The following is a 26,817-nucleotide window of genomic DNA, read 5'->3' as shown; positions in this document are numbered from 1 at the left end:
GTCTTGATCTATGAGCGACAGGTGTCTGCTACTGACATTATGAATATAGGACTGGGTTAAAAAGTAGAGGAATTAACCTAGGCTAATTCCTCTACTTTTTAACTGTAAAATTGAGTTATCGTAAGCGACTAATTACAATTGGAAGACATCGGATTGGCGGACAAATGCAAGAAGGTGGAGCTATATATGAGGTCGAAGCTGCTTTACCGGCGTAACTTACCATGACGGTATGTGATACTCCATCTGAGGTAAGGCCACTCAGCACATAAGCTACTGAGGTTGCCCCAACTGCTACACTTACTGTGGTACTACTAACTCCATCACTGATAGTAGCTATGCCTGCTACAGCATTGGTCAGCGAGAGCGTCCCGCTAATGCTGTACTGATTGGTGGCTGACTGACACAGACCCGGGCTGACAGTCAGGCCAAGGCCGATGCTGCAACTGCTTGGAGCAATGTAGGTCATTGAGGCTAGGCCGCAGCTAGCCGCCGAGGCCGTCAGCGTGTGCAGGATACCATCCGAGTTCAATCCGACTAGGGTGAAGCTGGCCGGGCCGTTACCACTCAGCGTGAGGGTGGTACTGGTGGCGCCATCCGAAAGAGTGATGACCTGAGAACCCGTAGCATTGGTCGCTGACACGAAGCCCGTGATGCTATACTGATTAGCGGCTGAGTTACAGACGCCTGGTGTAACGCTTACGGTCAACAGACAAGGGGGAGCTATGGTACAACTGACCGGAGCTGTGTAAGAAGCCGTCAGCGTCTGATTGGCATAACTGACCGTGACGGTATGAGAACCTGTACCTGAGTTGAGCCCCGATAGGGCAAACGTTACCGAGCTGGCTCCTGATGTGATAGCCACTGACGTGGTGCTGGTTCCATCCGTAATGGCGGCCGTACCGGCAGTAGCATTCGTCAAGGAAATCGTACCGGATAAGGTGTATTGGTTGGTCACCGAGTTACAGGCTCCGGCAGTAATGGTGAGAGCCAGCGAAGGAGCTACCGTACAACTAGCAGGAGCCGAGTAGGTGGTCGAAGTAGTCTTACCTGCGTAGGATACCGTTACCGTATGGCTGCTGGCATCGGAGATAAATCCACCCATAGTGAAGGTTGCCGAAGTAGCCCCGACAGCAATGGCTATTGAGGTGGTACTGGCTCCATCACTGATGGTGGCTGTGCCTGCTACTGCATTGGTCAAACTCAAGGTGCCACTAATTGAGTATTGGTTCGTTGCCGTGTTACACACACCCGGCGTTACTGTAATACCAAGCCCAACCATACAACTCGATGGAGACGTATACGTAGTGGAAGCGGTCTTCCCTGCGTAGCTCACTGTAACCGTGTGCGAAGATCCATCCGAAGTCAACCCCCTCAGTGAGTAGGCTACGGATGTTGCCCCTGCTGCCACACTTACCGTCGTCGTGCTAGATCCATCACTGACGGTGGCCGTTCCCGCTACGGCATTGGTCAATGAAAGCGTCCCGCTGAGGCTGTATTGATTGGTTGCACTTTGGCATAGACCGGGTGTCACACTCAGACCCAGTCCGATCGTACAACTAGCCGGTGCCGTGTAAGTCTGACTCTGAGTCTGCCCATTGAAGCTGGCCACCAGCGTATGCGAACCCGTCCCCGAACTCAAGCCGGTCAGCGAGAAGCCGACCGAGGTGGAGCCAGCCGCCACCGCTACAGTGGTGGAGATGACTCCATCAGTAAAGCTGGCCGTGCCTGCCAGAGCGTTGGTCAGCGACAGCGTGCCGGTGATAGTATACTGATTGGTGGCCGATTGGCAGACACCGGGCGTAATGATGAGCCCGACCCCAAGGGTGCAGGAAGCCGGGGCGGTATAAGTAGCCACAGCCGTTTGCCCCAGGTAGGAGACGGTAACCGTATGAGAAGTTGTACCCGAGGTGAGTCCAGGCAGCGTGTAGGCTACTGAAGTGGCCCCGGCTGAAATGGCAACGCTGGTGGTGCTAGATCCATCGGTGATGGTAGCCGTTCCCGCTACGGCATTGGTCAGACTAATCGTACCACTGATACTGTACTGGTTGGTAGCGGGGGTACAACTTCCCGGCGTAACCGAGAGAGCGACGGCCACCGTACACGAACTGGGGGCCGAGTATGTCTGACTCACTGTCTTCCCTGCGTAGCTCACCGTCACAGTGTGGCTACCCGTCCCTGAACTCAAACCCGTGAGTGAGTATGGCACCGAAGTGGCTCCCGCACTGACGGAAACAGTAGTGGTACTCACGCCATCGGTGATGGTAGCCGTACCAGCGATAGCATTAGTAAGCGAAAGGGCTCCCGAAACAGCGTATTGATTGGTTACCGGGTTACATGTTCCCGCCGTAGCTGAAATGGCAACTGCTACCGTACAACTAGCAGGGGCTGTATAGGTAGTACTGGTCAGTCCACAACTACTCAGAGATGCTGTCACAGTCTGACTACCACTACCCGACAATTGGCCCGCTAGGCTGAAGCTAACCGCAGTTGTGCTGGTAGTTACTGCTGCGGTTGTACTGACAGCCCCATCGGTGATCGTCAATATCCCTGCTATCGCATTGGTCAACGAAACCGTTCCACTCAGTGTATACTGATTGGTTGCGGTACTACAACTGCCAGGCGTAATGCTCAGGCTAAGTCCTCCCCGAACCACTTGTACCGTATCGGTGCAGCCCATGCCTGCCGACAGGATAAACTTATAAGTCCCTGTAGCCGTCATGCCTGTAATCTGACCAGCCTGAGTGATCGTAGCCGATGTGGGATTACCTGCCTGAGCCGACCAGGTCTGACCATTTGCGGCTGCTGCAACCGTAGCACTGGTCGTTGGCGCACAGATACGAACATCCGTTCCGGCATTGGGTTTAACACAGTTCGGCACCAGCACCTGCACAGTCAGACTGGCGTAGCAGCCGTTGTTATCAACAGTAACCTTATAGGTTCCCGCATTGGCCGTCGTGACATTGGGGATAGTTGGATTGGGCAGAGTAGAGACAAAATTATTGGGGCCCATCCAACTGTAACTGCTTCCACCACTGGCGGATAAAGAGAGGGTTCCCCCTATTAAAACCGGTGAGTTGGAGGCCACTGTGGGGGTAAATCCGCAATAGATACCCAGATCCCAGGTCAGGTCGGTTTCATTGGCATCCAGTTGGGTAATAGCTGTGATATAGGCTGGAACTCCCTGGGAGGTCGTTAGGGTTCCATCAGAATCAATAGTATCGTCGGAACCCTGATTAGGAGGTGATACCGAATAGCTGGTGGGTGGGAAGAATACGGCATAGTAATTCCCTGCCTGTAAATTGGGGAAGAGGTATTTGCCACCATTGCCGGTAATGGTAAAGGCGATTTCGGTATCAGTAGCTGGATTAGCTACATTATCCCCATTGTCCTGATAAAGAATGACTTTGACACCATCAACCCCTTGCTCACCGGTATCTTGAAGTCCATTGTGGTTGGTATCGTACCAAACATAGTCTCCATAGAAGGCTGGTGCAGGAGCGGCAAGTTTAATGCCCACTTTAATAGGCTCAGCGGCCAGCAGTGGCGTATTATTATCCGTACGGATGGCTACAAAACCGAACGAGTTCCAGGCAATTTCGCCATTGGTAGGTGCATCGACGGGAGCCCGCATAGGCCAGGTGAGCAGCAGGGAGTCACCGGGTTGAACCACAATAGAGCCAAAGTCAAATTTGAGGGACTGGACAGTGGTAATGTCTGTAGGTGGAACTGTGGTCCAATTAGCAATGGTACAGCCAGTTGGGAAAGGCGATGGATCTGTAACCGCTTTCATTTCATCGCGACACGGGCTCTGGGCAGTGGAATAGTAAACGGTGACCCCAGCAGGAGCAGTAATAGGTCCAGCCAGGTTGGGTCTCCACTCGGAATTACGCGCACTGAGATCAATAACCCCATGATCGCCCACGAAAGGCAGAATATCAACGATAGAGATATTCTTCGTAGGAACATTACCTGTATTTCTGACGACGAGTTTGTAGTCAGCTTTGCCACCCCGGACGGTGTTGCCCGAAGCCGGATAGCGGGAGTAGTCGGTATCGAGTTGGCCCTTCACCCATTTAATTGACTCCATTTCAGCCGCACCGATTATTGACTGTGCGGCTGTATTATAGCACAGTGAGTCAGTAGTACTTCCATTGCCATTGAGGTCATAGGTATCGATTACTTTTACAGAGTTGATGCTGCTGCCTGCTAAGGGATCAAATAAACACTGCTTATTGGTACCCGTAATATATCCGGTGTTTTTTAAGCCATTTACATCAAAATAAGGCTGATTGAAAACCTGCCCATTCGTGACCCCATTATCGTTGGGCGAACCAGCCCGCATTAGGCTCGTAATGGTAGTCTTGATGCTCACAAAATACTCAGCACCGGCAGGTATTGGCGTATTCCATTTTAAACGCACCAACGTACGACCTGTACCGTTGTAATTAGGGATAATATCAACTGCATCCGCCATTGGCGTATCAGGCCGATAAAATAAACTACCAGCATAATCTGCTCCTTTAGGTAATAAATCCATAATAACTGGATTCTGTAAGGCTTGTCCACCAGCATCGTTATTAGCCGCCAGTGTCATCCAGACCTGTGTTCCTATTGGAATTGGGTTGAAATAGTTCGTATAAATGTTATTGGGGTCAGCTAACAGCAACTTGCCGATCGTTATGCCCGCAAAATTGTCGGCAGGCAGCACCGGTATCGTTAAACACAGAGCCGAGGTCGGATCAATGGTAACCCCAGAGGTCGTTGATGTGATGTCAAAACAATTCTGAATGGCCGTGGCCGAAGTGGGCTTAACCGTAAAATTAATGCTAGGACCATTTAGAGCAAAACCAGGATGTAATATGTCCGCAGTAACCTTAAAGGCAAGTAGTGTATCGCCAGCGACTGGTGTATAGTTAGGACCACCTGAAGCAAGGGTGATACTCGTATATACTGGATTATTTTTGGTCTTAACCCAAAACTTAATATTCTCATCACCAGCAGCGCCAGCCGTCGAATAATAAGCATCTATGGATGCTACATAAATGGTTGCCGGGAAACTATCTTCGAGAACGGCATTGGCTAAATCTGTATTACCTGTATTTGAGAAATAAACCCCGTAAAATCCGCTTTGGCCTACCTTTAATGAGCTACGATTGGCCGTCTTCGTTGCTTTTAATTTAGGAGCGGGTGCCTGTAATACATCACTCACTTTCAGCGAAGCGGTGCAGTTGTTGGTTGTCGCGGATTGGTATAATACACCATCCAGAAAGGTTTTGGTACTACCGTCGACCAAAACGGTAGGTGACCCACCAGGGGGCGTGTACGTGACAGAAGCCGTATTGGTAACGGTCTGGCTGGCGGCAAACGAAGTGGAGGGGTATTTTGCCTTAATGGTAATAGTTGTAATAGGTGCACCATTGCCTTTAATTTCAAAAAACGAAGCCGGAAGATTACAGGTAACTTTAGCATTAGCCGCGTCGATCGTGCAACTTCCAGACTGCTCATTACTATAATTATAGGTAGCCGACTCAATAATGGTTCCGGCGGGTAACTGATCAACTACCGTAACGGAGCCTGCCGATTGTGTTCCAACGCCCTCGTAGCCGTAACCATTGGTACCAGCGTAATAAAGCTGAATACTATAGGTCGTGGTATTGTCCAGCCCCAGCCCCGTACCATTGGATTTTATGGCACAAAACTTATCGGATGAGTGTATTTTCACATCGGTCGTATTGGTCTGGGTGATTGTACCGCCGGTTAATATGGAGGAGGTCAGCGTGCCGATGCTGTTATTGGCCGCGTAACTCGACGCGAGGGCGGTCATCTCGATCGTGCCTGTAGAACCTGACGGCAATGGTTCTTTGAAGGTATAGGTGATCGACTGCAAATCCGGTGAGATGGTGTACGAAGCAATATCGCTTGTGGTGGTAGTCCCAGTTATCAACAACGTGTTGAGTGGAAAATTACCCGTCATGGTTACGTTCGTACAGTTCTGGGCGCTACCCGAACAAGAGTATTTGAAGGTGTATATTACCGACTCACGAGTAAAAATATCTGTTTTGTCGACGGTTGTTTCCAGGCTGAGTACCTGGGCATGAACGGAAAACTGCAGCACGACTAAAATGAAGGCTCCGAAAACCTTCCATATGGCCTGATAAAGTATATAGTTTTTCATTAATAAGTAGAGTTTTGTATTAGTGGATAAGCTGGCTCTACAGCAGAACACTCCTTATTCTGGCGCAGAGATAACGTGCTAGCAAACTACTGGCTTACAGTGCATTAAAGATCACTGATTGGATTAATGACAAGCGAAATGCAGGTATAATCAAGAGGCTCTGACAGTGATGGGGCAGGGATTAAGACGAGCCATGCTAGCCACCAATAGGTTGGATAGGCCCATATAGTATTAAGGGCCATAACTAATCTGGTTTTTGTTGGCAGTAAAGTAGTTGTGCTCATAGCCCAGGCATTGTTTTGTGATACTATCAAATCGTAGTTTTAATACTTTAGCTTCAAGAGACTGCCTTAAACTGATGACCTCACCTGGAGTCTGCCAAAAAATCTTTTTAGGCACCTAAGATTTTTTTTCTACCAGGTCAATTGTTTAGTAGACTAAGAAGCTGATTAGATAGTGCTCAGAAATGACAAGGTCTATGCCAAAACGGGAAAGGGTATCTGGAAGGTAAAAAGCAAGTTTACCTAAAAATTGATCGATCACTCAACGTGTAACTATACACCATGAACCATAAATAAGTTACATTACTAGCAAAATTCATACCTATTTGATATACCATAAAAAGTATGTTTATATATAGATAAATGAAATTGCCGTTTTTACATATAAATACCAACTCAAGGCTAACGAACAACAATAAAGTTCATATATTACTAATAATCAGCAACTTACCTGATCAAGAAAAGAAATACGGTGTTTAGCATTTTTTTTGTGCCAACAAATAATTCAGGGGCTCCTGGCTACGCTTATCGTGTAGCCAGGAGCCCCTGAATTTACTAGAGTAAAAGATTCGATAAAGGGCGTTTGCACGCCCAATCTGGCAGACCGTTATTCGATGAAGTTGATCCTCGTTTTTCGCCAGACTCAACCATCGAATTTTCAATTTACCAAACCGTTTACCAATTTGCCCGGCGTAGTTTGTCGGGCTGCAGCACACGAATTCCTGCGCCCGAAATTTCGATTAGTCCGTCGTGCTTGAATTCGCTCAGCGTTCGGATCAACGATTCGGTGGCGGTGCCGATTACCGACGCCAGATCATCGCGTGACAGTTGAATCGGTGGAGCAGGTTCGCCACTGGGCAGGGGTTCCTGCAAGCGTAAGAGTGCATTCGCTACCCGTCGACGCAGCGAACTATAGGCCATACCCAGTAACTGATCTTCCCGATCGCTGATCCGCCCGGCCAGCATCCGCACAAACTCCCGCCCGACTTCGGGATGGACGGTCAGCAGATGTTTAAAATCGTCCTTAGGAATATACACCAGTTCAGAATCGTCGAGTGTCAGGGCCGATTCGGTGTAAGGCTTCTCTTCCAGCAGGGCCAGATCGCCGAAAAATTCACCGGCTCCGTAGATTCCGGTCACTAATTCTTTTCCATCGTTGTTGGTCCGAACGGTTTTTACCCGGCCGCTTTTCAGAAAATACAGGCGAGTAGGTTCATCTCCTTCGGTGTATACAAACTGCTTTTTGGCCATAAAATGGGGCTTACGATCGATAGACAGGCGTTGCAGCCCTTCTACTGCACTCACATCATCCAGAAAATCGTTAAACCCTTCCTGCTTCAGGTTGTAGCCCTCAGGCCGAATTTTGGCAAATCGATTCAGGCGCCCTTCTACCGCACTGAGCAATTCCGACTCATCGAATGGCTTGGTCAGGTAGTCGTCGGCTCCTAATTCCATGCCCTTTCTGAAATCCGTACGTTCCGACTTAGCCGTCAGAAAAATAAAGGGAATACCTGACAACTCCCGATTTTTGGTAACGATGTGCAACACGCCGTACCCATCCAGTACGGGCATCATAATGTCACAGATAATCAGATCCGGCCGATCAACGAGCGCCAATTCTACACCGACTTTACCGTTATTGGCCGTCTGCACATTGTATCCGGCCAGCTCCAGAATTTCAGCCGTGTTCTCCCGAATATCGTCGTTGTCTTCAATTAACAGAATAGTTTTCATAGGGAAATGTTATAGTTACGGTGGTGCCCTGCCCTAACTCACTGTTCAGTACAATAGTACCGCCCAACAGCTCGAGGTATTTGGCAACAATATGAAGTCCAAGGCCTGTACCCGCGAAATTGGTGGCGTTCTTAGCCCGGAAAAAACGTTCAAACAAATGCTTCTGATCATCAGCCGCAATCCCAATGCCTTCATCACGAACGGTCAGTTGAAAAGCGGTCTCATTGCAGTTAGCCTCCAGCTCAATAGTCTGATTTTCGGATGAATACTTAATCGCATTCGACAATAGGTTAACGACTATTTTACGCAACAGCGACGGGTCACTTCGGATCAGCTTCGGGCAGTTGACCTGCATTTGAATACGCTGTCCGGTTTTCAGCATATCTTGCAAATCGGTTACCACCTCGTTGATCAAACCGCCTAGTTCAACCCACAACCAGTTGGCTTCCAGACGCCCTTCCTCCAGGCGTCCGACCGACAGAAACTCTTCCAGAATGGTGTTCAGATGATAAACGGAAGCCTTGATCCGGTGAATGTGCCGGGTTCGCTTGTCCTGTTGTTCGGTTGCCGGATATTTTTCAATCAGGGCCGCCGATGTCAGTATGGCACTCAGCGGAGTTCGAAATTCGTGTGATGCCATCGAAACAAAGCGTGACTTTAGTTCACCCAATTCCCGTTCTACTGCTAAGGCTTTAGCCAGTTCATCTTTCGACTGCTCAAGTTGATGAAGCGTTGCCATCAGGGCATGCGTTCGATCGACAACTTTCTGCTCCAGTTCGGCGTTGAGCTGCTCGATTCGGGCCTTTTGAGCCAATAAAGTCAAATCAGCTTCTTTTTTGGCGGTAATGTCAATTATATAGGCAACCGTCAATAGAACCGTTTCCCGATAAAAATAACTCAGACTGATTTCGGCCGGAAAAACGGAACCGTCTTTACGTTTGGCATATAGGTCGCGGCCGTGCCCCATGGCGCGTACCTGCGGGTAGGTATTAAACGACATTCGTAACTGAGCATGTCGATGCGCAACCGAATCGGGAACCAGCGCATCGATCAACAGCCCCGTCATTTCTTCTTTCGTGTACCCAAACAGGGTATGCGCATGTCGGTTGGACGATACAATATGACCTTGTTCATCCGACACGATTATGCCGATGGTAGCATGGGTAAAAACGGCCTCAAACGAGTCGTCGAACATGGTAAACGATACAGTTAGCGTCCAGTCTTTTTGTCTGGGATTTGAACAACCTGACAAAAATTACTTCTGAGTGCAAAATAAATGGCTGTGTAGCGTAGCCGACTGATTAAAATCAGGTTCTCTGCTGATCTGTGTCACCTACTACCGGGGCCAAAAAGAACAACTTTGACCTATTAATTGGCTTATTGTCATGGTATCTTATTCGTCCATGGTAACGACAGCTCCACAACTGCCTGTACTATTGGTATTTACTTCATCGTCAGCGGTCCAGCAGACTCATGTGGGCCACCTGCTGGATACCCTGCGTTCGGTGCTTCGTCCGCAGGTGCAGATCATGCAGGTAAACGAAAGCAGTCATCCAGAAATAGTACGCAGCTTTGGCATTACATCCTTACCGGCTTTTGTCTTACTGAAGCGAGGTCTGGAGCTGTGGCGGTATACGGGCCCTATCGACAATTCTGATCTTTTCAACCAGCTACATACCCAGTTGATTGAAACACCCACAACATAGAACTACTGCAGATCATTATGAACTCAACAACTGATTCCACTTTAACACCAACCTCCTGCCATCAAAATCATCAGTACTGGCAGCAGATTATTTGTCAGCAGGCCGAAGAAATTCGTCAACTCCGCTCGTTACTGCTGGAGGTTATGAACCATTATAACAGCCGTAGCCTTCGTCATGACGCGGTTGACTACTTCGAAGATTTAAGCCATTTACAGGTAAAACTGGACCAGCTTAACCAGAATCTAATTTGTACCGGAACAGAATGCCCCCCCATCAAACAAACGCTGAGTTGCTCGGATAAACACTTCGGCCTATCGGCTGCCATTGAGCGTCATACCACGGTGCTGATGAATGAATTTACCCGTGTAAAAGACGGTTGCCTGCAATTCCTGTCGGGTATGATGAGCCTGAACATGTTGTAGGTTTGGTGGCTACGTTGCCAGGTCGTATACTTGTTGTGATCTTTTCCTCACACGATGTACGACCGGCTCCACCAGCATGTTTCGCGTCTGGTCAATCTGACCGACGATGAATTTGCTCTTCTGAAAACACTCTTTATCCCCAGGAAACTTCGCCGGAAACACTATTTGCTCCAGGAGGGCGATGTCTGCAAATCGATTGCCTTTGTGGAGAAAGGGTTATTGCGGGCTTACACCGTTGATTCGAAAGGCACGGAGCATATCCTTCAGTTTGCGCCCGAAGACTGGTGGATATCCGATATGTACAGTTACCTCACGGGCGAACCTTCGGATAGCAACATCGATGCGCTGGAAGATGCCGAGCTATTGCTGTTGGAGCGGGCAAATATGGACGTAATGGTCGAAAGCGTACCCAAAATGGAGCGTTTTTTTCGGATTACACTACAGAATAATTACCTAGCAACACAACGCCGAATCAAGAGCGCCCTTAGCCAGTCGGCCGAAGAGAAATACGCGGATTTTGTACACCGATACCCCGACATCGTACAGCGCGTTCCTCAGCACATGATCGCTTCTTACCTGGGCATAACGCCCGCTTTTCTGAGCCGTATTCGTGGCCGGAAGGCAAATCACGATTGATTTTCAATAGTTTTCGGCCTGAGCCGTGCCACGGTTCTGACCGAAAACTATTGACCTGGTACAACGTTTTTTCTTGGCTTAAGCCATCGTTTTCAGCCGTATGCTGGTGGTAATTTTGTTCTGTCAGTCGATCGAAACGACCTGACAATGAATCATTATGAAGCCAACAATCGCCATTATCGGTTTGGGTAGTACGGGTTCTGCACTAGCCGCCCGGCTGGCCGATCATACATACCGATTGCTCCTTGTCGATCAGGATGTTTCGAAAGTACAGACATTGACAGATAAGCTTGTGCAGTCAGCGAATGCTGTAGATGTTGAGCCTATCGACAGTAAAGTAACTGCCTGCTGGGAAGCGGATATATTGGTTCTGGCAGTTCCAGAATCAGCGAAGAAAGCCATAGCAGAACAGATACGGCAGGTAGCAACCTGCAAAATTGTGATCAGTTTGGCGGTCCTTTCCAATGACAACAAACTGGATACACAGGTCAGCGAAGAACTCCAGCAATGGCTACCCAATTCGAAAGTGGTAAACGTACTGATAGCCTCTTCAGAAGAGGCTACTCTATCCGACAATGCTTTTCTATCGGGCACGCACGAGGGGGCAATTGCCACTGTTTCGGACTTACTGACTGTTGCGAACCTGACACCGATTGTCGTTGAAGACTGGTCGGTTTAACCCACGACGATTCGCTATGAAGCGAGGACAATTTGTAAAAACGATTTTAACCGGGGCCATTACCATGAATACCTTATCTGATTTTAAAAAATTCACCGATGATCTAGCCGAGAAAGGACCACTGATGCCGGTTCTGTTCGTTGGTCACGGTTCGCCCATGAACGGGATCGAAGACAATGAATTTAGCCGTCGATGGAAGAAAATAGCGACCGAAATACCGACGCCAACGGCGGTTCTGGTGGTTTCGGCGCACTGGTTCAGCCGGGGAACGAAGATTACAGCGATGGATTTTCCAGAGACTATCCACGACTTTGGGGGCTTTCCGCAGGCGCTGTTCGATGTGCAATATCCGGCTCCTGGCAGTCCGACACTAGCCAAAGAAACCGCTTCATTAATTCACTCGGCGCATGTGGAACTGGCTCACGATTGGGGCCTCGATCACGGCACCTGGACCATTGTTCGGCACATGTATCCCGATGCGAAGATTCCCGTTTTGCAATTGAGTATTGATTTCACCAAAGGACCACAGTACCATTATGATCTGGCGCGCGAACTGTATGAGTTACGCAAGAAAGGTGTCCTGATCATGGGCAGTGGTAATATGGTGCATAACCTGCGGATGGTGGCCTGGGATAAAATGAACGTGCCGAACTATGGCTACGATTGGGCACTGTCGCTGAACGATCGATTTAAGCAATTGATCAGCGATGGTGATACCAAACCGCTGATCAACTACAACCTGCTTGGTCGGGAAGCGGCACTGGCCATTCCGACACCCGAACATTATCTGCCGCTTCTGTACACGCTTGGTCTGAAAGGCAGCCACGATTCGGTATCGTTCTTCAACGACCACGCCGTAGCGGGTTCGCTGACGATGACCTCGGTTAGGCTGGGTTAGGGGCATGGAGCAAGGAGCGGGGCGCGGGGAGTAAGGGGCAGGGATGGCAGGGGTTGCTTGGATGGCAAAGCTGTAACCATACGGCTACACCTGAACAATCCCCGCTATCCCAGCAACCCTTGCTCCTTGCACCACGCTCCCTGCCATCCCTGCCCCATGCTCCTTGCCCCACGCACCCTGCTCCCTGCACTACAACCCTTGCCCGCCGGATACTTCGATCCGTTGCGCATTGATCCATCGGGCTTCGTCGGTACAGAGGAATGCCACTACACCGCCAATGTCGTCGGGAAGGCCAACCCGGCCCAGAGCCGTTCGGCTGGCAATCTGCGCGTTGATCTCTTTATTGTCACGAACGTGGCCACCGCCAAAATCGGTTTCGATAGCGCCTGGTGCCACCACATTGACGGCAATACGTCGGGGGCCTAATTCCAAGGCCATATACCGCGAAAGTACTTCAATAGCCCCTTTCATCGACCCATAAGCCGACGAACCGGGGTAGGTCATGCGGGCCAGCCCTGATGAAATGTTGATAATGCGGCCACCGTCGTTGATGAATGGAAGCGCTTTCTGACTGAGGAAAAATACCCCTTTGTAATGAATGTTCAGGGCTGTATCAAATTGCTCTTCAGTAGTTTCGGCAAAGGCGCCATAGAGAGCGGTTCCAGCATTGTTGATCAGAAAGTCGAACTGATCGGTAGCGAACGTCTCCTGCAAAACAGTTTTCAGTTGCCCGAAAAATGCATCGAAACTTTTCACGTCGCCTGCATTGAGTTGTAAGGTAGCGGCTTTCTGCCCGGCCTTTTCAATTTCAGCGACTACCGCGTTTGCTTCGTCTTTTTGAGTATGATACGTTAGAATGACGTCGATTCCTTTTTGAGCGAGACTCAGCGCCATATTTTTGCCTAGCCCACGGCTACCACCGGTTACTAATGCGATTTTACTTGTGCTCATCGTTTCTGGTTGATTTTGATGAGACAAAGGTAGATCGGCCACCAGAGCAGGTGTTTGCGCGAATCAATCCGAGATTTGCAAAAATCAAATCAAGCCTTTACGCTCGAAACGTAACTGGCGAAAAGGAGGTCTGCTTTTTGAAGAAGTTGGAGAAGTGAGCCACCTCTTCAAAGCCCAGGCTGTAGGCAATTTCGGAAATGTTCCAGTCGGTTTGCTTCAACAGAATTTTGGCCTCCTGAATAATTCGGCTACTAATCAGATCAGTCGTAGTTTTACCCGTATTTTCTTTGAGCACTTTGTTGAGGTGATTGACATGAACCGCCAGCCGATCGGCAAAATCCTTGGCTGTCCGCAAACCCAGTTTCTGCTGGGGCGACTCGATCGGAAATTGCCGTTCCAGCAACTCAATAAATAAGGAAGAAACCCGCGCAGAGGCTGTATGTGTAGGATAAAGTGCCGAAGCGGGTTGTAATTTCTGACCGTAGTGGATTAATTCGAGGACGTAATTCCTGAGCAAATCATACTTATATGCATAATCTGAAGAGATTTCCTTCGCCATCTTTCGAAAGATATAGAGCAGGTCTTCAATGTTCTCATCCGACAGTTGAAAGACCGGGTAGCCACCTGGCTTAAATATCGGCAGTTCATCGAGCACAATTCCACTTTTCTGCTGAATGAGGAAATCGGCGGTGAAAATGCAGAAATAGCCCGCCAAACCCTCCTCCTGCGGAATCCAGTGATACGGAATTTTGGGCGTAGCGAATAGAAGTGCACTCTGCTCAATATCAATGACCTTATCGGCATATTCGGCTTTGCTACGCCCACGAATCAGACTGATTTTGTAATACGCCCGTCGATTGTACGGCATCAGGCGGGGATTCTTTTTAATTCTCGCATGCACTTCTTCAATATTAAATACATTGAAGTGCCCGATCTCTTTGTTAAGATCTTCGGGAATAAGTGTGGCAATCTCTTTATAGAATCCCTCCAGCGTTGTCGTCTCCATACCGCATCTGATTTGCAAAAATCAAATATAGGCATTTTTGGGCGAAGGGTAAAGGGGTAAGGGCAGGGGGATACAAGTTGACCCTTTGCCCTTACCCCTTTGCCCTATGCTCATTCACTTCGCAAACTCTTCACCGGATTTACCAGGGCGGCTTTGATGCTGTGGAAGCTGATCGTTGCCAGGGCGATAAAAAGGGCCGATAGTCCTACTAATACGAAAACCCAGGGGCTTACATCAATCCGGTAGGCATACCCAGAGAGCCATTTGTCCATTCCAAACCAGGCTAATGGAATAGCAATGGCAAGTGCGATCAGAACCAGCTTGACAAAATCCCGCGATAAGGTGACAATGATGCCGGGGATGCTGGCGCCCATGACTTTTCGAATACCTATTTCCTTCGTCCGTTGTTCGATGACGATGAGGGCTATGGCAAACAGACCGATACAGGATAGCAGAATGGCAATGCTGGACGCCAGACTAAACATCCGCGAAAGCATCTCTTCGTTCTGGTACCAGGCATCTACGTTCTCATCCAGAAATGACCCCATGAACTCCGATTGGGGAGCTATTTCTTTCCAGATCTGTTTCATTCGGTCCATCGAACTAGCCAGGCTCTGGGGGGATACCCGCACAAAAATATACCGAATCGGATCAGCATGCGAAATGTGAATAGTGATGGGCTTTGCCTGATCGGCCAGGGAATAGAGATGAAAATCGGGTACGACTCCAATAATCTGCGTTTGAGCGCCCGATGTATCGGCATCATCGTGGTAGAACGAGCCAACCGGATTCTTCTCGCTCAAAAGCTTCGCCATACTTGCCGTAACCACCACCCGATTTACCGAATCAGCAGCATAGGCCGGATTGAAATCTCGGCCAGCCAGCAACTTTATATTCAACGTTTTGAAGTAGTCATAATCAACGAGGAGCAGGTCTGACGTTATTTCACGGCCTTTGAAGGTAAACCCAACGCTACTCCGCGAACTCACGCGGTCTTTACCCTTTCCCAGATTGACATCGGTACCTGTTATGGCCAGAACCGTCGGGTCGGTCGCCAACACATTTCGCATCCGTTGGAGTACCTGCCGCCCGTTCACCTGATTCCCAACCGGTATGCTGATGACCTGCTCTTTCTGAAACCCAAGCGGCTGCTGACGCAAAAAATCGACCTGCTGCATGGCAATAATCGTAGCGCAGGCCAGCATACTCGACAACGAGAATTGCGTAACAAGCAGTGAATTGCGCAGGAAGCCGGGACGCTTGAGCGAGATTTTCCCCTTGAGTACCTCCACCGGATTGAACGTCGCCATTTGCCAGGCCGGATAGCCCCCAGCCAGTAAGGTAACGAGGACAAATATGCCTACAATCAGACCAATAAAACCGGGTTGAGTAAGGTGGGCCAGCTCAAGTCGAGCCTGAAAAAAGGCGTTAAATGAGGGTAGGAGCCAATAACTCAACAACACACCAAGGCTAAAGCCAGCCAGACAAATGAGTGTCGATTCACTCCAGATCTGGACAAAAAGCTGCGTTTTCAGCGCCCCCAGCGATTTGCGCACGCCCACCTCTCGTGCACGCATAAATGACCGGGCAATGCTCAGATTGATAAAGTTGATGCAGGCAATCAGCAGAATAAAAAAGGCAATCCCTAACAGCACATAAACCATAGCCATTGGCGCCCCTCTCCCACCCGAAACCTCCCGATCAAAGTGCGTATCGGCCAGTTTCTGCAAGCGGATAGCAAACAAATCGCCATGACTATCGGGCTTAGCGCCTTTCTTTTTCAGGTCGTCCAGACTTTGAGCCAAGTATTTCTGCGTAAACGGCTTCAGCCGTGCTTCAAACGTTGCCTGGTCAACCTCAGCCGGTAATTTCAGAAAAACCCGATGCGAATTGTCGTACCAGTTGCCTTTCCTTGCCTGATAATTTGGGGAATTTTCAACTCGAACGAGCGCATCGAACTGAATCGACGAGTTATACGGCGGAGTGGCCAGCACCCCGGTGACGATGTACTGTTTTTGATCGCCATCGCTGCCTACCAGCAGGGTTTTGCCCATTGGATCGTCGGCCCCAAATACGGCTTTTGCCATGTCTTCGCTGATCACAATACTGCTCAGATCGTGCAAAGCCCTGCTGCGACTCCCTTTGAGCATGGGAAACGAAAACATGGTCAGAAAATCCGGGTCAGTCAGTGTGATCAGCTTGTCGAAGTAATTTCCTTTATATTCAACCAGACTTTTCCGTCCCTGAACCACCTGAGCACCAGCTTCCAGTTCGGGGAAATCGGCTTTTAACGCTGGCAGTAACGCCAGAGGCATGGTGCCCGACTTACTGGGCTTCTCAGGATCGTTCGAGAAGTAATAGGTCTGAAAAAGCCGGTCCCCATCCTCGTGAAAGGAATCAAACGTAAGCTGTAAATAACTCGTCAAAAACAGGAATGTGCAGATACAGAAGGCCACGGCCAGTCCAACAACGTTGATGGCCACATGCCCCTTGCTGCGCCAGAGCGTGCGTAGGGCAATTTTGAGGTAATTCGATAACATAGACGGATGGAGTGATGAGGGTTGGGGATATTCCTGTTGCCGGGGACGCCTACGCCGAACAAAAGGAGGAATTGCTGAAAGCACATTCAGAATGTATCGCAGGCTAGCCTGTGGTTTACCAGCCCGTTGCAACCAGTATGTATACAGCTCGTCCAGATCGCCCTGCACTTCCTCGACCGTTTCAGACGGATGTAGCCAGATCAGTAGCTGCTCAGCCCAGCGAGGTGGTGATGGTCTCATAGCGCTTAAGCATTAGTCTACATTTTATCGTACAAATCAATTGCCAAAAATAAAAATAGGCTCCTAAGCGCTTAAAATGGCATTTTCCAGCTAGTTAACTGGTTAACGTCTGTCCATTAACGGACAAACTTCGTCCCTAACCGGACAGGCAAATCAGGCGTAGGGCATAAGGAGAATAGACTGCCCCTATGCCCTTACCCCCATGCCCTATACTAATTGACCTTTATGTAATCGACCTCCTGCTTTGGCGCGTCGACAGTCAGCGGAGTTACGCCCAGAATTTCATGCATATTCCGTCGGATGTTGTGGGCAATCTGATTGAGGGGAAGATCATTGCAATCCAGGCCAAACGGCTCTTCTATTTCGTCGCCGATCATCTCGATGCCAATCAGGGCATAGGCAGCCAGAGTAGTAGCCGGTATGGCGAAATAACCATACGATTTTACCAGAACGAATGGAATCAGTAGTACGTAAGCCGTAATAAATAGCTTGATGAAAAAACTATACGAGAAAGGAATGGGCGTTTTTTTGATCCGTTCGCAGGCACCGGTTATATCGAGCAACGCCTGATGGTAGAGTCGAACCGTAATCAGGTCGGCATCATTCACGATGTTGTCCTGACGCAGCATCTGTGTTCGACGCAGAATCAAAGCCGCAATTCGGCTCGGAACATGAGCATACTGTTGTAGGGACTGAAGTTCATCGTCGCCCATCTCGTCCAGTTCTGCGAAATCAACCCCAGAGCGTAAATGGCCTTTAAGCGCCAGCGCAAAATTAGATAGCGAACGGGCAAAGTACGTACGATTGGTGATGGCATCGTCGGGAAGAAGCGCATCGAGCAGCACAGCCAGGTTTCGGCTATAATTGACTAATGAACCCCATTGTCGACGACCTTCCCAGTATCGATCATAAGCTGTGTTGGTACGAAAAACGAGCAGTAAGCTAAGGGTAATCCCCAACAGGGAAAACAGCGTACCGTCGAAAGGGAGGTGAACATCAACAACATGCTGATCGACCAGCGTAAGTAGAAGGCCGTAGACACTGACATAGCCCACACGTTGTAGCAATATCTGAATACTATAACTCGTATAGAAATGCTTGAGGGCACCTGCCCAATCTTTTGCCTGATAAATAACCACGGAATATTGAGGAAGAAGGTTAAGCCGAAATATACTCATGTCACCGAAAATTCACCTGAAAGCCAGTTGAAAGATTAGCCAATGGCCAATTACCCCACTGTCAACCTCTCCCCCTTGCAATCACTTTCTTCAGCACGGCTACGCTTTGCGCCAACTCATCTTCTGTACTCGACGCAAAGCCTAGTCGTGTGCCATTAAGTTGCTGACCAGGTGGATTATGGGTTGTACCACTCGCCAGTGTCAGCCCTTCACGACTTGCCCGAAGCGCCATGGCCTCCATATCAATCGCCGAATCGAAGGTTGTCCAGACGGCCATACCGCCATCGGGCTTCGTAAATTGAACTGTATCTTTTAGCTCGGTTGTCAGCAACTCGCAGAAATGATCACGTCGGGCCTGGTAAGTGCGCAGCGATTTTCGGAAATGACGTTTCAGGTCGCCCATTTTGAATAGTTGCCCGATCGCAAATTCGAGCATGGGGTCCCCTTGCCGGTCGATGATGCGCCGGAGCTGGGCCAGTGCATCAATCAAAGCCGTTGGCGCTACGACATACCCGATTCGAAAAGCAGGGGCCACCGATTTGGTCAGTGATCCTACATAAACGACCATACCCCGCTGATCGGCACTGGCTAGTGGCAGTATGGGTCGGCTGAGGTAATGAAAATCGTAATCATAATCGTCTTCCAGAATAGCGAACCCATATTGCTCAGCCAGTTGCAATAAACGAATCCGGCGGTCGGCCCGCAGTGTAACGGTTGTTGGGTAATGATGATGGGGCGTTACAAACACCATTCGGATTGGCCGGGCGACGCTTCGCTGTTTCTGGCACAGTTCAGCCAGCGTATCCACATCCATCCCATGCTGGTCTACGGGTACAGTCAGTATAGAAGCGCCAGTGTTGCCAATGTTCATGACAGCGCCAAACCAGGTAGTTTCGCCCGTTACGACAACATCACCAGCCCGCAGGAGCGTCCGACAAGTCAGGTGCAGGCCCATAATGCTACCCCGCGTAATGAGTATATTATCGGGTTTTGTACGCAAGCCACGGGTTTCGTTCAGGTATAACGACAACTGCTCCCGCAATAACGAATGCCCTTTTGTATCAGCATAGCCAAAATGCTGCTGTGGATTTCCCCACCGAAAATACGAGCGGTAAGCCCGGCCCAGTTCCTCCATCGGTGCCAGTCGAATATCGGGGAAACCATCGTCCAGATGAAGTCCGACCGAATACGTCAGTACAGGCCGCACCAACAGGGGGTTCGTTTCAAATGAATAGCCGGGGGTTTCCAGTGATGATTCAGGAATTGGTATCGGTAGTTCGGCAAGCAACGGTTGCGGTTTTACGTCCGGGAAATGCTTGGCCACATAAGTACCGCTTCCCGATCGACTTTCGAGCCACCCCTGTGCCAGTCCTTCATCGTAAGCAGCCACTATCGTCTGACGATTCAACTGGAGTAGCTCCCCTAACTGACGCGTACCCGGCAATCGCTGCCCTGGTGCCAGCGTGCCTGCCCGAATGAGTTGTCCTAGCTGATTGCTCAGTTGAACAAATACGGGCACTGTCGATGCTTTGTCGATCTGAATGAGGGATTTGAAGGGTAGCATAACCGGACTAGTATAATTCTCAAAACTGGACGAGATCAATAGTCCGGTAAAGAACGACATTTGTTTTGAAAAGTAATGCGGCCGAACTGACGTTTCAGCATCTTGTCCGCTATGTTGTTAACCCTGCGGACAAGATGTCCGCGTTACAGTCATGCAAACCACCCGTACAACACCCAGCCGTTTAGCGAAACGCGCTCATTACGACGAAGCGACTATTCATCCTATTCTGGACGAAGCTCTCTTCTGCACCGTCAGTTACGCCATTGATGGACAACCAATGGCTATTCCTACAGCGTTTGCGCGGAAAGGCGATAAACTCTATATCCACGGATCGGTAGGCAGCCATTTTATCCGAACCATCGAACGAGGAGCACCGGTTTGCATCACGGTTATGCTGGCCGATGGGTTCGTACTGGCAAAATCGGCTTTCCACCACTCCGTCAACTACCGATCGGTCGTCATTTTCGCCAATGCCGAAAAAGTGACCGACGAAGCTGAACGGCTGGAAGCCCTGGCCCTCATCACCGATCACCTGATTCCGGGCCGCTGGGATGACCTTCGCCCAACCACCGACAGTGAAATGCGTAAAACAACGGTGCTGTCGTTTTCGCTGAATGAAGCCTCAGCCAAACTCCGTACGGGTGGCCCAAATGACGATCCTGAAGATGAACAGCTACCAACCTGGGCGGGTGTAGTTCCCTTGAAAATTGTTCGTCAGACACCTATTCCTAAAGAAGGTGATGCGGTCATTCCACTACCTGATTATCTGTTATGAGATTGGTTGAACTGACGTCAGCTAACAACTTTGGTTATCAATCTTTTATGCGCAAGGGCTTTACCCGGCACCAAGATTGTTTCCGTATTACCCCTGCCGATCAGAATTACGAATCATTCCCAACCGATGGACTACCCGACAGCTTTACACTCGGCATACTTACTGACTCTGATGAACTGGCAGGGTCGGTAAGTTTCCGTCGGGAGGGATACAATCGCCAAAAACTCCGACATAAGGGCTTACTGTTTGCCATGTATGTAGCTACTGAATACAGCGGGCAAGGTATTGGCCGTCGACTGATTGAGGAAACTATCCGCCGGGCAAAGCAACTACCCAACATGGAGCAAATTCTCCTCACTGTAATTGCCAGTAATCGTCCAGCCAAACGACTGTATGAAACGATGGAGTTTCGTTCGTTTTCATGCGAACCGAAAGCCATTAAAGACGGAGATATGTATTACGATGAAGAGCAAATGGTTCTTTTTCTGAACCAATAATCGCGTCTGTTTCTATGCTGCCTATCAACGAATTATTGCTGTTTAGTTTAGCCGCTCTGGGACTTGTGTTAACACCCGGTCCGAACATGATTTACCTGATCTCCCGCTCCATCACCCAAGGGCGACGGGCAGGAATTTTGTCATTGTCCGGTGTACTAATGGGATTCTGGGTTCATATTCTTCTGGTATCAGCGGGTCTCACGGCTATTTTTATGGCGATTCCGGTTGTATATGAGGTTCTTCGCTGGCTGGGCGTTGGTTATCTGCTTTATCTGGCCTGGGTAGCTATTAAACCAGGCAGTGTTTCTCCATTTGACGTCAAAAAAACCGTTGGCACTTCCACACACGATTCGGCAGGGAAGCTCTTTCGGATGGGTTTTCTGACCAATGTGCTCAATCCGAAAGTGGCCGTATTTTATGTTTCATTCTTTCCGCAGTTCACCCGTCCCGAATACGGTTCGTTATGGACGCAGAATGTTCAACTTGGCGTCACCCAACTGCTCATCAGCGCGACGATTAATCTGGCCATTGTGCTGTCGGCTTCTCGGATGGCCCGTTGGTTTCAGGCCCGTCCGGGTTATATTCGGGTCCAGAAATGGGTCATGGCCAGTATTCTGACTGGCCTTGCCGTGCGAATGGCCATTGATAAAGGGAAATGAGTCCGTTCGTATAAACCAGAATTATAGATGGCTCAACCAGCAAATAGCCTATTTTCGCCCGAAGATGGTGTCCGTCAACTAAAGACGGTTTCTACCGAATTTGTTGAGCTGTTCAGTCATGGTAGCCTGGTTGTTGAATATTACAAACCGGATCGAATCGACAAGCAGCAGCCTCACCAGCGCGATGAAGTATATGTGATTACCTCAGGTAGTGGTACATTTCTGTATGCGGGGACTCCTAGACCCGTCAAACCGGGTGATCTGCTCTTTGTGCCAGCCGGTGTGGATCACCGATTCGAGAATTTTACCGACGACTTTGCTACCTGGGTTTTATTTTATGGCCCTATTGGGGGTGAAACAAATGAATAGTATAGTCAAGTATTGTCAGGTGTAGTCAAGAATAGTCAAGGGTGGTAAGAAGTCGCAATACTTGACTATTCTTGACTACACCTGACAAAAATTACTTCCTCATGGCGAAGCAACATCAATACGAAATCAAGACAACCTGGACCGGAAATACAGGAGAAGGCACCAGCGGCTACCGGCAATACGAGCGGTCACATGTAATCTCGGCCGCTAACAAACCCGACATTCCCGGTTCATCGGACCCTGCTTTTCGGGGCGACAAAACCCGGTATAATCCAGAAGAGCTATTGGTAGCTTCTTTGTCTACCTGCCACATGCTCTGGTATCTGCATGTTTGTACGGATGCGGGCGTTGTTGTGGTCGATTATACTGATACAGCCAAAGGCACTATGGTCGAGACGTCGGATGGTGGTGGACATTTTACGGAAGTCACTTTATATCCCTCTGTTGTGGTCGCCGATGCGTCGATGATCGAAAAGGCCAACCAACTTCATCATAAGGCCAACCAGCTTTGCTTTATCGCCAATTCCTGCAATTTCCCAGTTCACCACCAGCCAACTTGCCGCGCCCTAAACGAATAAACCATTCTGATGACCATCCGTCTGTTTACTCAAACCGATATTGAGCCGCTTTTGGAAGTTTTCAGTAAGAATGTGCCTGCGGCCTTCGGCGAAAACGAACGGGATGAATACGCTGAGTTTCTGCAAACCTATACTGACCCTTACTTCGTCGCCGAACTGAATGGCTCAGTAGTTGGCGCTTGCGGACACTATTTTTCGGATGATCAGACTGTCGCCCACATCTGCTGGATTCTCACCGACCCGGAGTTGAATGGCTTAGGGATTGGCAGTGCCTTATTAATCTATAATCTCGGACTTATCCAGAAACAACCTACTGTCCGGCGGATCGAATGTCGGACATCACAGGTTGCTTACCGCTTTTTCGAGAAATTCGGATTTCAGATCCAATACACCAAACCCGATTTCTGGGCGCCGGGACTTGATCTGTATTTTATGGAGTTGAATAATGCATAAGACCCTCCTGCCCTATTCAGGCTGGTGATAAACCAGTACTGGCACATCCGACTTTTCGATCAGCGATGCTACAGGATTGGGATGGAATAGCTTATCTAAAAAGCCTTCCTGAGGATACAACTGAAGAACAATGAGATCGGCATGAATTGTATCGAGTTTATCTTCAGTCACTATAAGCAACTCAGCATTAAAGGCCTTCACCAGCGACTCGGTTTGATCTTCCACCAGCGACCTCGTCGTTTGGGGTTGCATGGCATACGCAATCGTCCGCACCTGCGCCGGGCGAATGGCTTCTCCTTTGCCTGTAGTTGGAGTTGGCACAATCAATACGGGGCAACGAGCTTCGTCGGCCACATCCGACACGGCGCTTCCGGCTACTCGATCGAAGAACGTGCTTAAGTCACTCCGGCCCATCACAATTAAATCGGCCGAGTGGTCACGGGCCGCTTCCAGAATACTATCGTCCACTAGCCCAATCCGCCAGTCAACATCGACGGATAACCCTTCGGCCCGTAATCTGTCAGCCAGCTCATCCAGCCGTTGCCGACTTAGTTCTTCCAGTTCCAAAGCGGCCACCGACCCTAGGCCCGGATCGCTAATACCGCCCACGGTTGGAAACGTAGTATCAGGAATCATAGGCTGATACACGTGCAACAGCGTGACCGTGGCACCCGTTTTATGGGCAAACAGGCGTACCCAATCCTGAGCCGCCATCGTATTCGTAGAAAAATCGGTAGGGAAAAGCAGGTTTGTCATAGGTTTACAGTATTCGGTTTACGGTATTCGGTGGACTGACGCATAAACGCGATGACGTGCCAGCCTACCGTAAATGGTAAACCGAATACTGTAAACTATGTTCAACGTTTTGCCGACGGTACAATCCCATTAGGGTCGCCATCATTGTTCAATTTCTGAATGGCCATTAGCTGTTGCATCGTTTTGTCCATGCCTTCGGTTGATCCATCGAGGAAAATGACGTTTCCTTTACCATTTTCGGCAAAATGCTTGATGGCTTCGGTCCAGATCGAGAACAGAATCAACGATGCATCCAGCTTGGCCTCATTCATTACCCGAGCCGATTCAGCCATCCCTTTGGCCACTTCTTCGCGGAATAACGCAACCCCTTGTCCACGGAGTTGCGAAGCTGTTTTCTCGGCTTCGGCCGAAATCTGAATGGCATTCCCTTCAGCCTGAGCGGCTTTGGTTTTGGTGATCAACAACGCCTGACCTTCGTTTTCGGCAGCCGCTTTTAGGTTCGAGGAGGCTACTACCTGCGCCATCGACCGCATGATGACTTCATCAAAGGCAATGTCATTTAACTGAAGATCAATAAGATGGTAGCCCCAACTTTCGAGCAGCGCATCGATCTGCGACTTCACGTGCTCGATAATTTCGGAACGGAGGGCTAGAATTTCGGACTGGCGCTTCGTGGCAACAAAGCTGCGAATAGATCCTTCGATGGTTCGAATCAACGCCTGCATAAAGGAGGCTTCATCGATAAATTTAAAGGCTACATTTTTGATCGTCTCCTCGGCCTGATTTAGCACCGAATAGACCAGCATGGCTTTAAAATTGACATTGGCCTGATCGGCTGTAATAGCCTGAAACGCCAGTTCGACCGATCGGTTCTGGATTGAGATACGGCGGTAAATGAATTCGATAAATGGGATTTTGAAGTTCAGGCCCGGCGTCATGACGCGGGTGTATTTCCCAAAAACTGTAACAACAGCCACTGTCCCCTGCCGGACAATGACTACAGAAAGATAAAGGACGATAATCGCCAGAATGAACAGCACTAACAGAAAGTCCATGCAATGTTTAGGTTTAGAAAAAATAAGGGATTCCGTCTCAATGTACGGAATCCCTTATTTTTTTCTGCAAACTATTGTTCAAACGGTAAGCCTCAGTGACCCGTCGCCAATTCATATTGTTCGGCATGTTTCTGGCGGAAATACATGATTACCGCCATGCCAAAGCCCGTGAGCGCGAGCATAGCACCAACCCACATTGGCGAGGTATACCCCATGCCGGCTGCAATGGGCAGGCCACCCAGATAGGCTCCCAGCGCATTACCCATATTGAACCCAGCCTGGCTCACCGACGACGCCAGCATTTCGGAACCATTAGAAGCCCGAATCATCAAAATCTGAATCGGTGCCCCCAGCGAAAACGCAATAGCCCCTGTTATGAACGTCATAACCAGTAAAGGCACTTTGAAAGGAGCTACAAAATAGACGATCGTCAGCGAAAGCACCATCAGTAGCAGAAACAAGGCCGTCGCTTTAATGGGCGAAATCAGATCGGCTGTACGACCGGCAATCAGGTTTCCGACCGCCATTCCCAGACCCGCAAGCACCAGAATCCAGGTAATCTGACTGCTCTCAAAACCGGCTACTTCGGTCAGTAATGGAGCGATATAGCTGAACCAGGCAAACAGTCCGCCTGTGCCGATGGCCGTGATGCCCAGAATCAACCAAGGCTCTACGTACGTGAACAATTTCAGATCTTTTCGAAGGTTCGATTCTCCCATAACCGGCATATCGGGAAGCAGTTTCTGAATGCTGGCCATCGTAATCAGTCCAACACCGGCAATGATCAGAAACGTCAGACGCCAGCTCATGGTATGACCAATGTAGGTTCCCAGCGGCACGCCAATGATATTGGCAACAGTAAGTCCGGCAAACATCATCGAAATAGCCTGTGCTTCTTTGCCACGACCCGCCAGCCGACTGGCAACCACCGCCCCCACGCCAAAGAATGCCCCATGCGGTAAGCCCGACAACAGCCGGGTAATCATCATGGTTTCGTAGTTCGGGGCGAAAGCCGAGAGGGCATTACAGAATGTAAACAGCGCCATCAGGCCCAGCAGAATCTTCTTCGGTGGGTAGTTTCCGGCAATACCCACCAGCAGCGGAGCACCCAGCACCACACCCAGTGCGTAGGACGAAATCAGGTGCCCAGCCGTCGGAATCGAAATATGTAAGGCAGTAGCAATATCAGGCAGAATCCCCATCATAACGAACTCGGTCATGCCGATTCCGAAGCCTCCGATGGTGAGAGGCAATAAGCTTTTTTTCATTTTGCAGCGTTCTATTTACTAACAGCTTGTGAGTGAGTCAATCTTAAAAAACTCACACTACCATTCGCCTACCGAACAGTATACTATTACGCAAATAGAAAAAGTACAAAATTGTTCCTCAGCCTACGAATGTTCAAACTTATTGGCCAGCGAATCCAATTATGACGCAGTAATAAAATAGAACGCAGGTTTCTATGATCGTTATGATTGGTTAAGATTTAACTCAGGAATTCCGTTTTCTGGATGCTTACAATACACATTTTCAGTTTTTGGGGACCCGTTTGCCCGACCTATCGCGCCCGTTCTGATGAAGAATCAGCTACCCTGTTTTTCGGCACAAAAAAACCTGCTCTAATACATGATTAAAGCAGGTCTATATTGATAAGCGTGTTTAACT

At 49.3% G+C, this 26,817-nt stretch carries 22 protein-coding genes; 11 read left to right on the top strand and 11 right to left on the bottom strand.

Features of this window, described 5'->3' with window-relative positions; translation table 11 throughout:
* Positions 1-115: 115 nt before the first annotated feature.
* The 3 genes from ACYVFD_RS09335 to ACYVFD_RS09325 form a co-directional block, all read right to left on the bottom strand.
* Positions 116-6,175, bottom strand: a complete 6,060-nt coding sequence (locus ACYVFD_RS09335; RefSeq protein WP_461089646.1) for an SdrD B-like domain-containing protein — start codon at positions 6,173-6,175, stop codon at positions 116-118.
* A gap of 956 nt (positions 6,176-7,131) precedes the next feature.
* Positions 7,132-8,190, bottom strand: coding sequence for a response regulator (locus ACYVFD_RS09330; protein WP_461089644.1), 1,059 nt, complete (start codon positions 8,188-8,190; stop codon positions 7,132-7,134).
* Positions 8,168-9,385: a PAS domain-containing sensor histidine kinase gene (locus tag ACYVFD_RS09325; RefSeq protein ID WP_461089642.1), complete on the bottom strand. Its 1,218-nt coding sequence runs from the start codon at positions 9,383-9,385 to the stop codon at positions 8,168-8,170. Before ACYVFD_RS09325 ends, ACYVFD_RS09330 begins: the two co-directional genes overlap by 23 nt.
* A 208-nt stretch (positions 9,386-9,593) precedes the next feature.
* Here ACYVFD_RS09325 and ACYVFD_RS09320 point away from each other — a divergent pair, with 208 nt between their 5' ends.
* The 5 genes from ACYVFD_RS09320 (at position 9,594) to ygiD (ending at position 12,531) form a co-directional block, all read left to right on the top strand.
* A complete protein-coding gene (locus ACYVFD_RS09320; protein ID WP_461089640.1) occupies positions 9,594-9,896 on the top strand; it encodes a thioredoxin domain-containing protein in 303 nt (100 codons plus the stop codon).
* A 17-nt stretch (positions 9,897-9,913) separates the two neighbouring features.
* Positions 9,914-10,318 (top strand): hypothetical protein, encoded by a 405-nt coding sequence (locus ACYVFD_RS09315; RefSeq protein ID WP_461089638.1) that lies wholly within the window; start codon positions 9,914-9,916, stop codon positions 10,316-10,318.
* Positions 10,319-10,372: 54 nt separating this feature from the next.
* Complete coding sequence (locus tag ACYVFD_RS09310; protein WP_461089636.1) at positions 10,373-10,954, top strand: Crp/Fnr family transcriptional regulator; 582 nt, start codon at positions 10,373-10,375, stop codon at positions 10,952-10,954.
* Between the two features lie 157 nt (positions 10,955-11,111).
* The gene (locus ACYVFD_RS09305) at positions 11,112-11,633 is read left to right on the top strand and encodes an NAD(P)-binding domain-containing protein (RefSeq protein WP_461089635.1); all 522 of its coding nucleotides are present in this window, start codon (positions 11,112-11,114) and stop codon (positions 11,631-11,633) included.
* Positions 11,634-11,697: 64 nt separating this feature from the next.
* A complete protein-coding gene (ygiD, locus tag ACYVFD_RS09300) occupies positions 11,698-12,531 on the top strand; it encodes a 4,5-DOPA-extradiol-dioxygenase (protein ID WP_461090146.1) in 834 nt (277 codons plus the stop codon).
* Positions 12,532-12,720: 189 nt separating this feature from the next.
* On the opposite strand, the gene ACYVFD_RS09295 is transcribed toward ygiD, so the two are convergent.
* The 5 genes from ACYVFD_RS09295 to ACYVFD_RS09275 form a co-directional block, all read right to left on the bottom strand.
* Positions 12,721-13,482, bottom strand: a complete 762-nt coding sequence (locus ACYVFD_RS09295; RefSeq protein WP_461089634.1) for an SDR family NAD(P)-dependent oxidoreductase — start codon at positions 13,480-13,482, stop codon at positions 12,721-12,723.
* A 97-nt stretch (positions 13,483-13,579) separates the two neighbouring features.
* The gene (locus ACYVFD_RS09290; RefSeq protein WP_461089633.1) at positions 13,580-14,488 is read right to left on the bottom strand and encodes a helix-turn-helix domain-containing protein; all 909 of its coding nucleotides are present in this window, start codon (positions 14,486-14,488) and stop codon (positions 13,580-13,582) included.
* Positions 14,489-14,598: 110 nt separating this feature from the next.
* Positions 14,599-17,268 carry an ABC transporter permease gene (locus ACYVFD_RS09285; protein WP_461089632.1) on the bottom strand — a complete coding sequence of 890 codons (2,670 nt, stop codon included), beginning with the start codon at positions 17,266-17,268 and terminating at the stop codon, positions 14,599-14,601.
* Between the two features lie 212 nt (positions 17,269-17,480).
* Complete coding sequence (locus ACYVFD_RS09280; RefSeq protein ID WP_461089631.1) at positions 17,481-18,446, bottom strand: bestrophin family protein; 966 nt, start codon at positions 18,444-18,446, stop codon at positions 17,481-17,483.
* Between the two features lie 61 nt (positions 18,447-18,507).
* Positions 18,508-20,070: an aminotransferase-like domain-containing protein gene (locus tag ACYVFD_RS09275; RefSeq protein WP_461089630.1), complete on the bottom strand. Its 1,563-nt coding sequence runs from the start codon at positions 20,068-20,070 to the stop codon at positions 18,508-18,510.
* A 91-nt stretch (positions 20,071-20,161) separates the two neighbouring features.
* Here ACYVFD_RS09275 and ACYVFD_RS09270 point away from each other — a divergent pair, with 91 nt between their 5' ends.
* From ACYVFD_RS09270 to ACYVFD_RS09245, 6 genes are all read left to right on the top strand, one after another.
* Complete coding sequence (locus ACYVFD_RS09270) at positions 20,162-20,785, top strand: pyridoxamine 5'-phosphate oxidase family protein (protein ID WP_461089629.1); 624 nt, start codon at positions 20,162-20,164, stop codon at positions 20,783-20,785.
* Between the two features lie 47 nt (positions 20,786-20,832).
* A complete protein-coding gene (locus ACYVFD_RS09265; RefSeq protein WP_461089628.1) occupies positions 20,833-21,282 on the top strand; it encodes a GNAT family N-acetyltransferase in 450 nt (149 codons plus the stop codon).
* A 14-nt stretch (positions 21,283-21,296) separates the two neighbouring features.
* Entirely contained in the window at positions 21,297-21,941 is a 645-nt protein-coding gene (locus tag ACYVFD_RS09260) for a LysE family translocator (protein ID WP_461089627.1), read from the top strand.
* A 27-nt stretch (positions 21,942-21,968) separates the two neighbouring features.
* Positions 21,969-22,310, top strand: coding sequence for a cupin domain-containing protein (locus tag ACYVFD_RS09255; protein WP_461089626.1), 342 nt, complete (start codon positions 21,969-21,971; stop codon positions 22,308-22,310).
* Between the two features lie 101 nt (positions 22,311-22,411).
* The gene (locus ACYVFD_RS09250; RefSeq protein ID WP_461089625.1) at positions 22,412-22,888 is read left to right on the top strand and encodes an OsmC family protein; all 477 of its coding nucleotides are present in this window, start codon (positions 22,412-22,414) and stop codon (positions 22,886-22,888) included.
* Between the two features lie 9 nt (positions 22,889-22,897).
* The gene (locus ACYVFD_RS09245) at positions 22,898-23,341 is read left to right on the top strand and encodes a GNAT family N-acetyltransferase (protein WP_461089624.1); all 444 of its coding nucleotides are present in this window, start codon (positions 22,898-22,900) and stop codon (positions 23,339-23,341) included.
* Between the two features lie 12 nt (positions 23,342-23,353).
* Here the strand turns inward: ACYVFD_RS09245 and ACYVFD_RS09240 are convergent, their stop codons facing one another.
* The 3 genes from ACYVFD_RS09240 to ACYVFD_RS09230 all read right to left on the bottom strand — a co-directional run bounded on the left by ACYVFD_RS09240 (position 23,354) and on the right by ACYVFD_RS09230 (position 26,420).
* Complete coding sequence (locus tag ACYVFD_RS09240; RefSeq protein ID WP_461089622.1) at positions 23,354-24,097, bottom strand: universal stress protein; 744 nt, start codon at positions 24,095-24,097, stop codon at positions 23,354-23,356.
* Between the two features lie 101 nt (positions 24,098-24,198).
* Positions 24,199-25,152, bottom strand: a complete 954-nt coding sequence (locus tag ACYVFD_RS09235; protein WP_461089621.1) for an SPFH domain-containing protein — start codon at positions 25,150-25,152, stop codon at positions 24,199-24,201.
* A gap of 92 nt (positions 25,153-25,244) precedes the next feature.
* Positions 25,245-26,420 carry an MFS transporter gene (locus ACYVFD_RS09230; RefSeq protein WP_461089620.1) on the bottom strand — a complete coding sequence of 392 codons (1,176 nt, stop codon included), beginning with the start codon at positions 26,418-26,420 and terminating at the stop codon, positions 25,245-25,247.
* Between the last annotated feature and the right edge of the window lie 397 nt (positions 26,421-26,817).

It is taken from the genome of Spirosoma gilvum (assembly GCF_054776815.1).
Note: the sequence above shows the minus strand (reverse complement) of the source record. Positions and strands in the feature narration are given on the sequence as shown.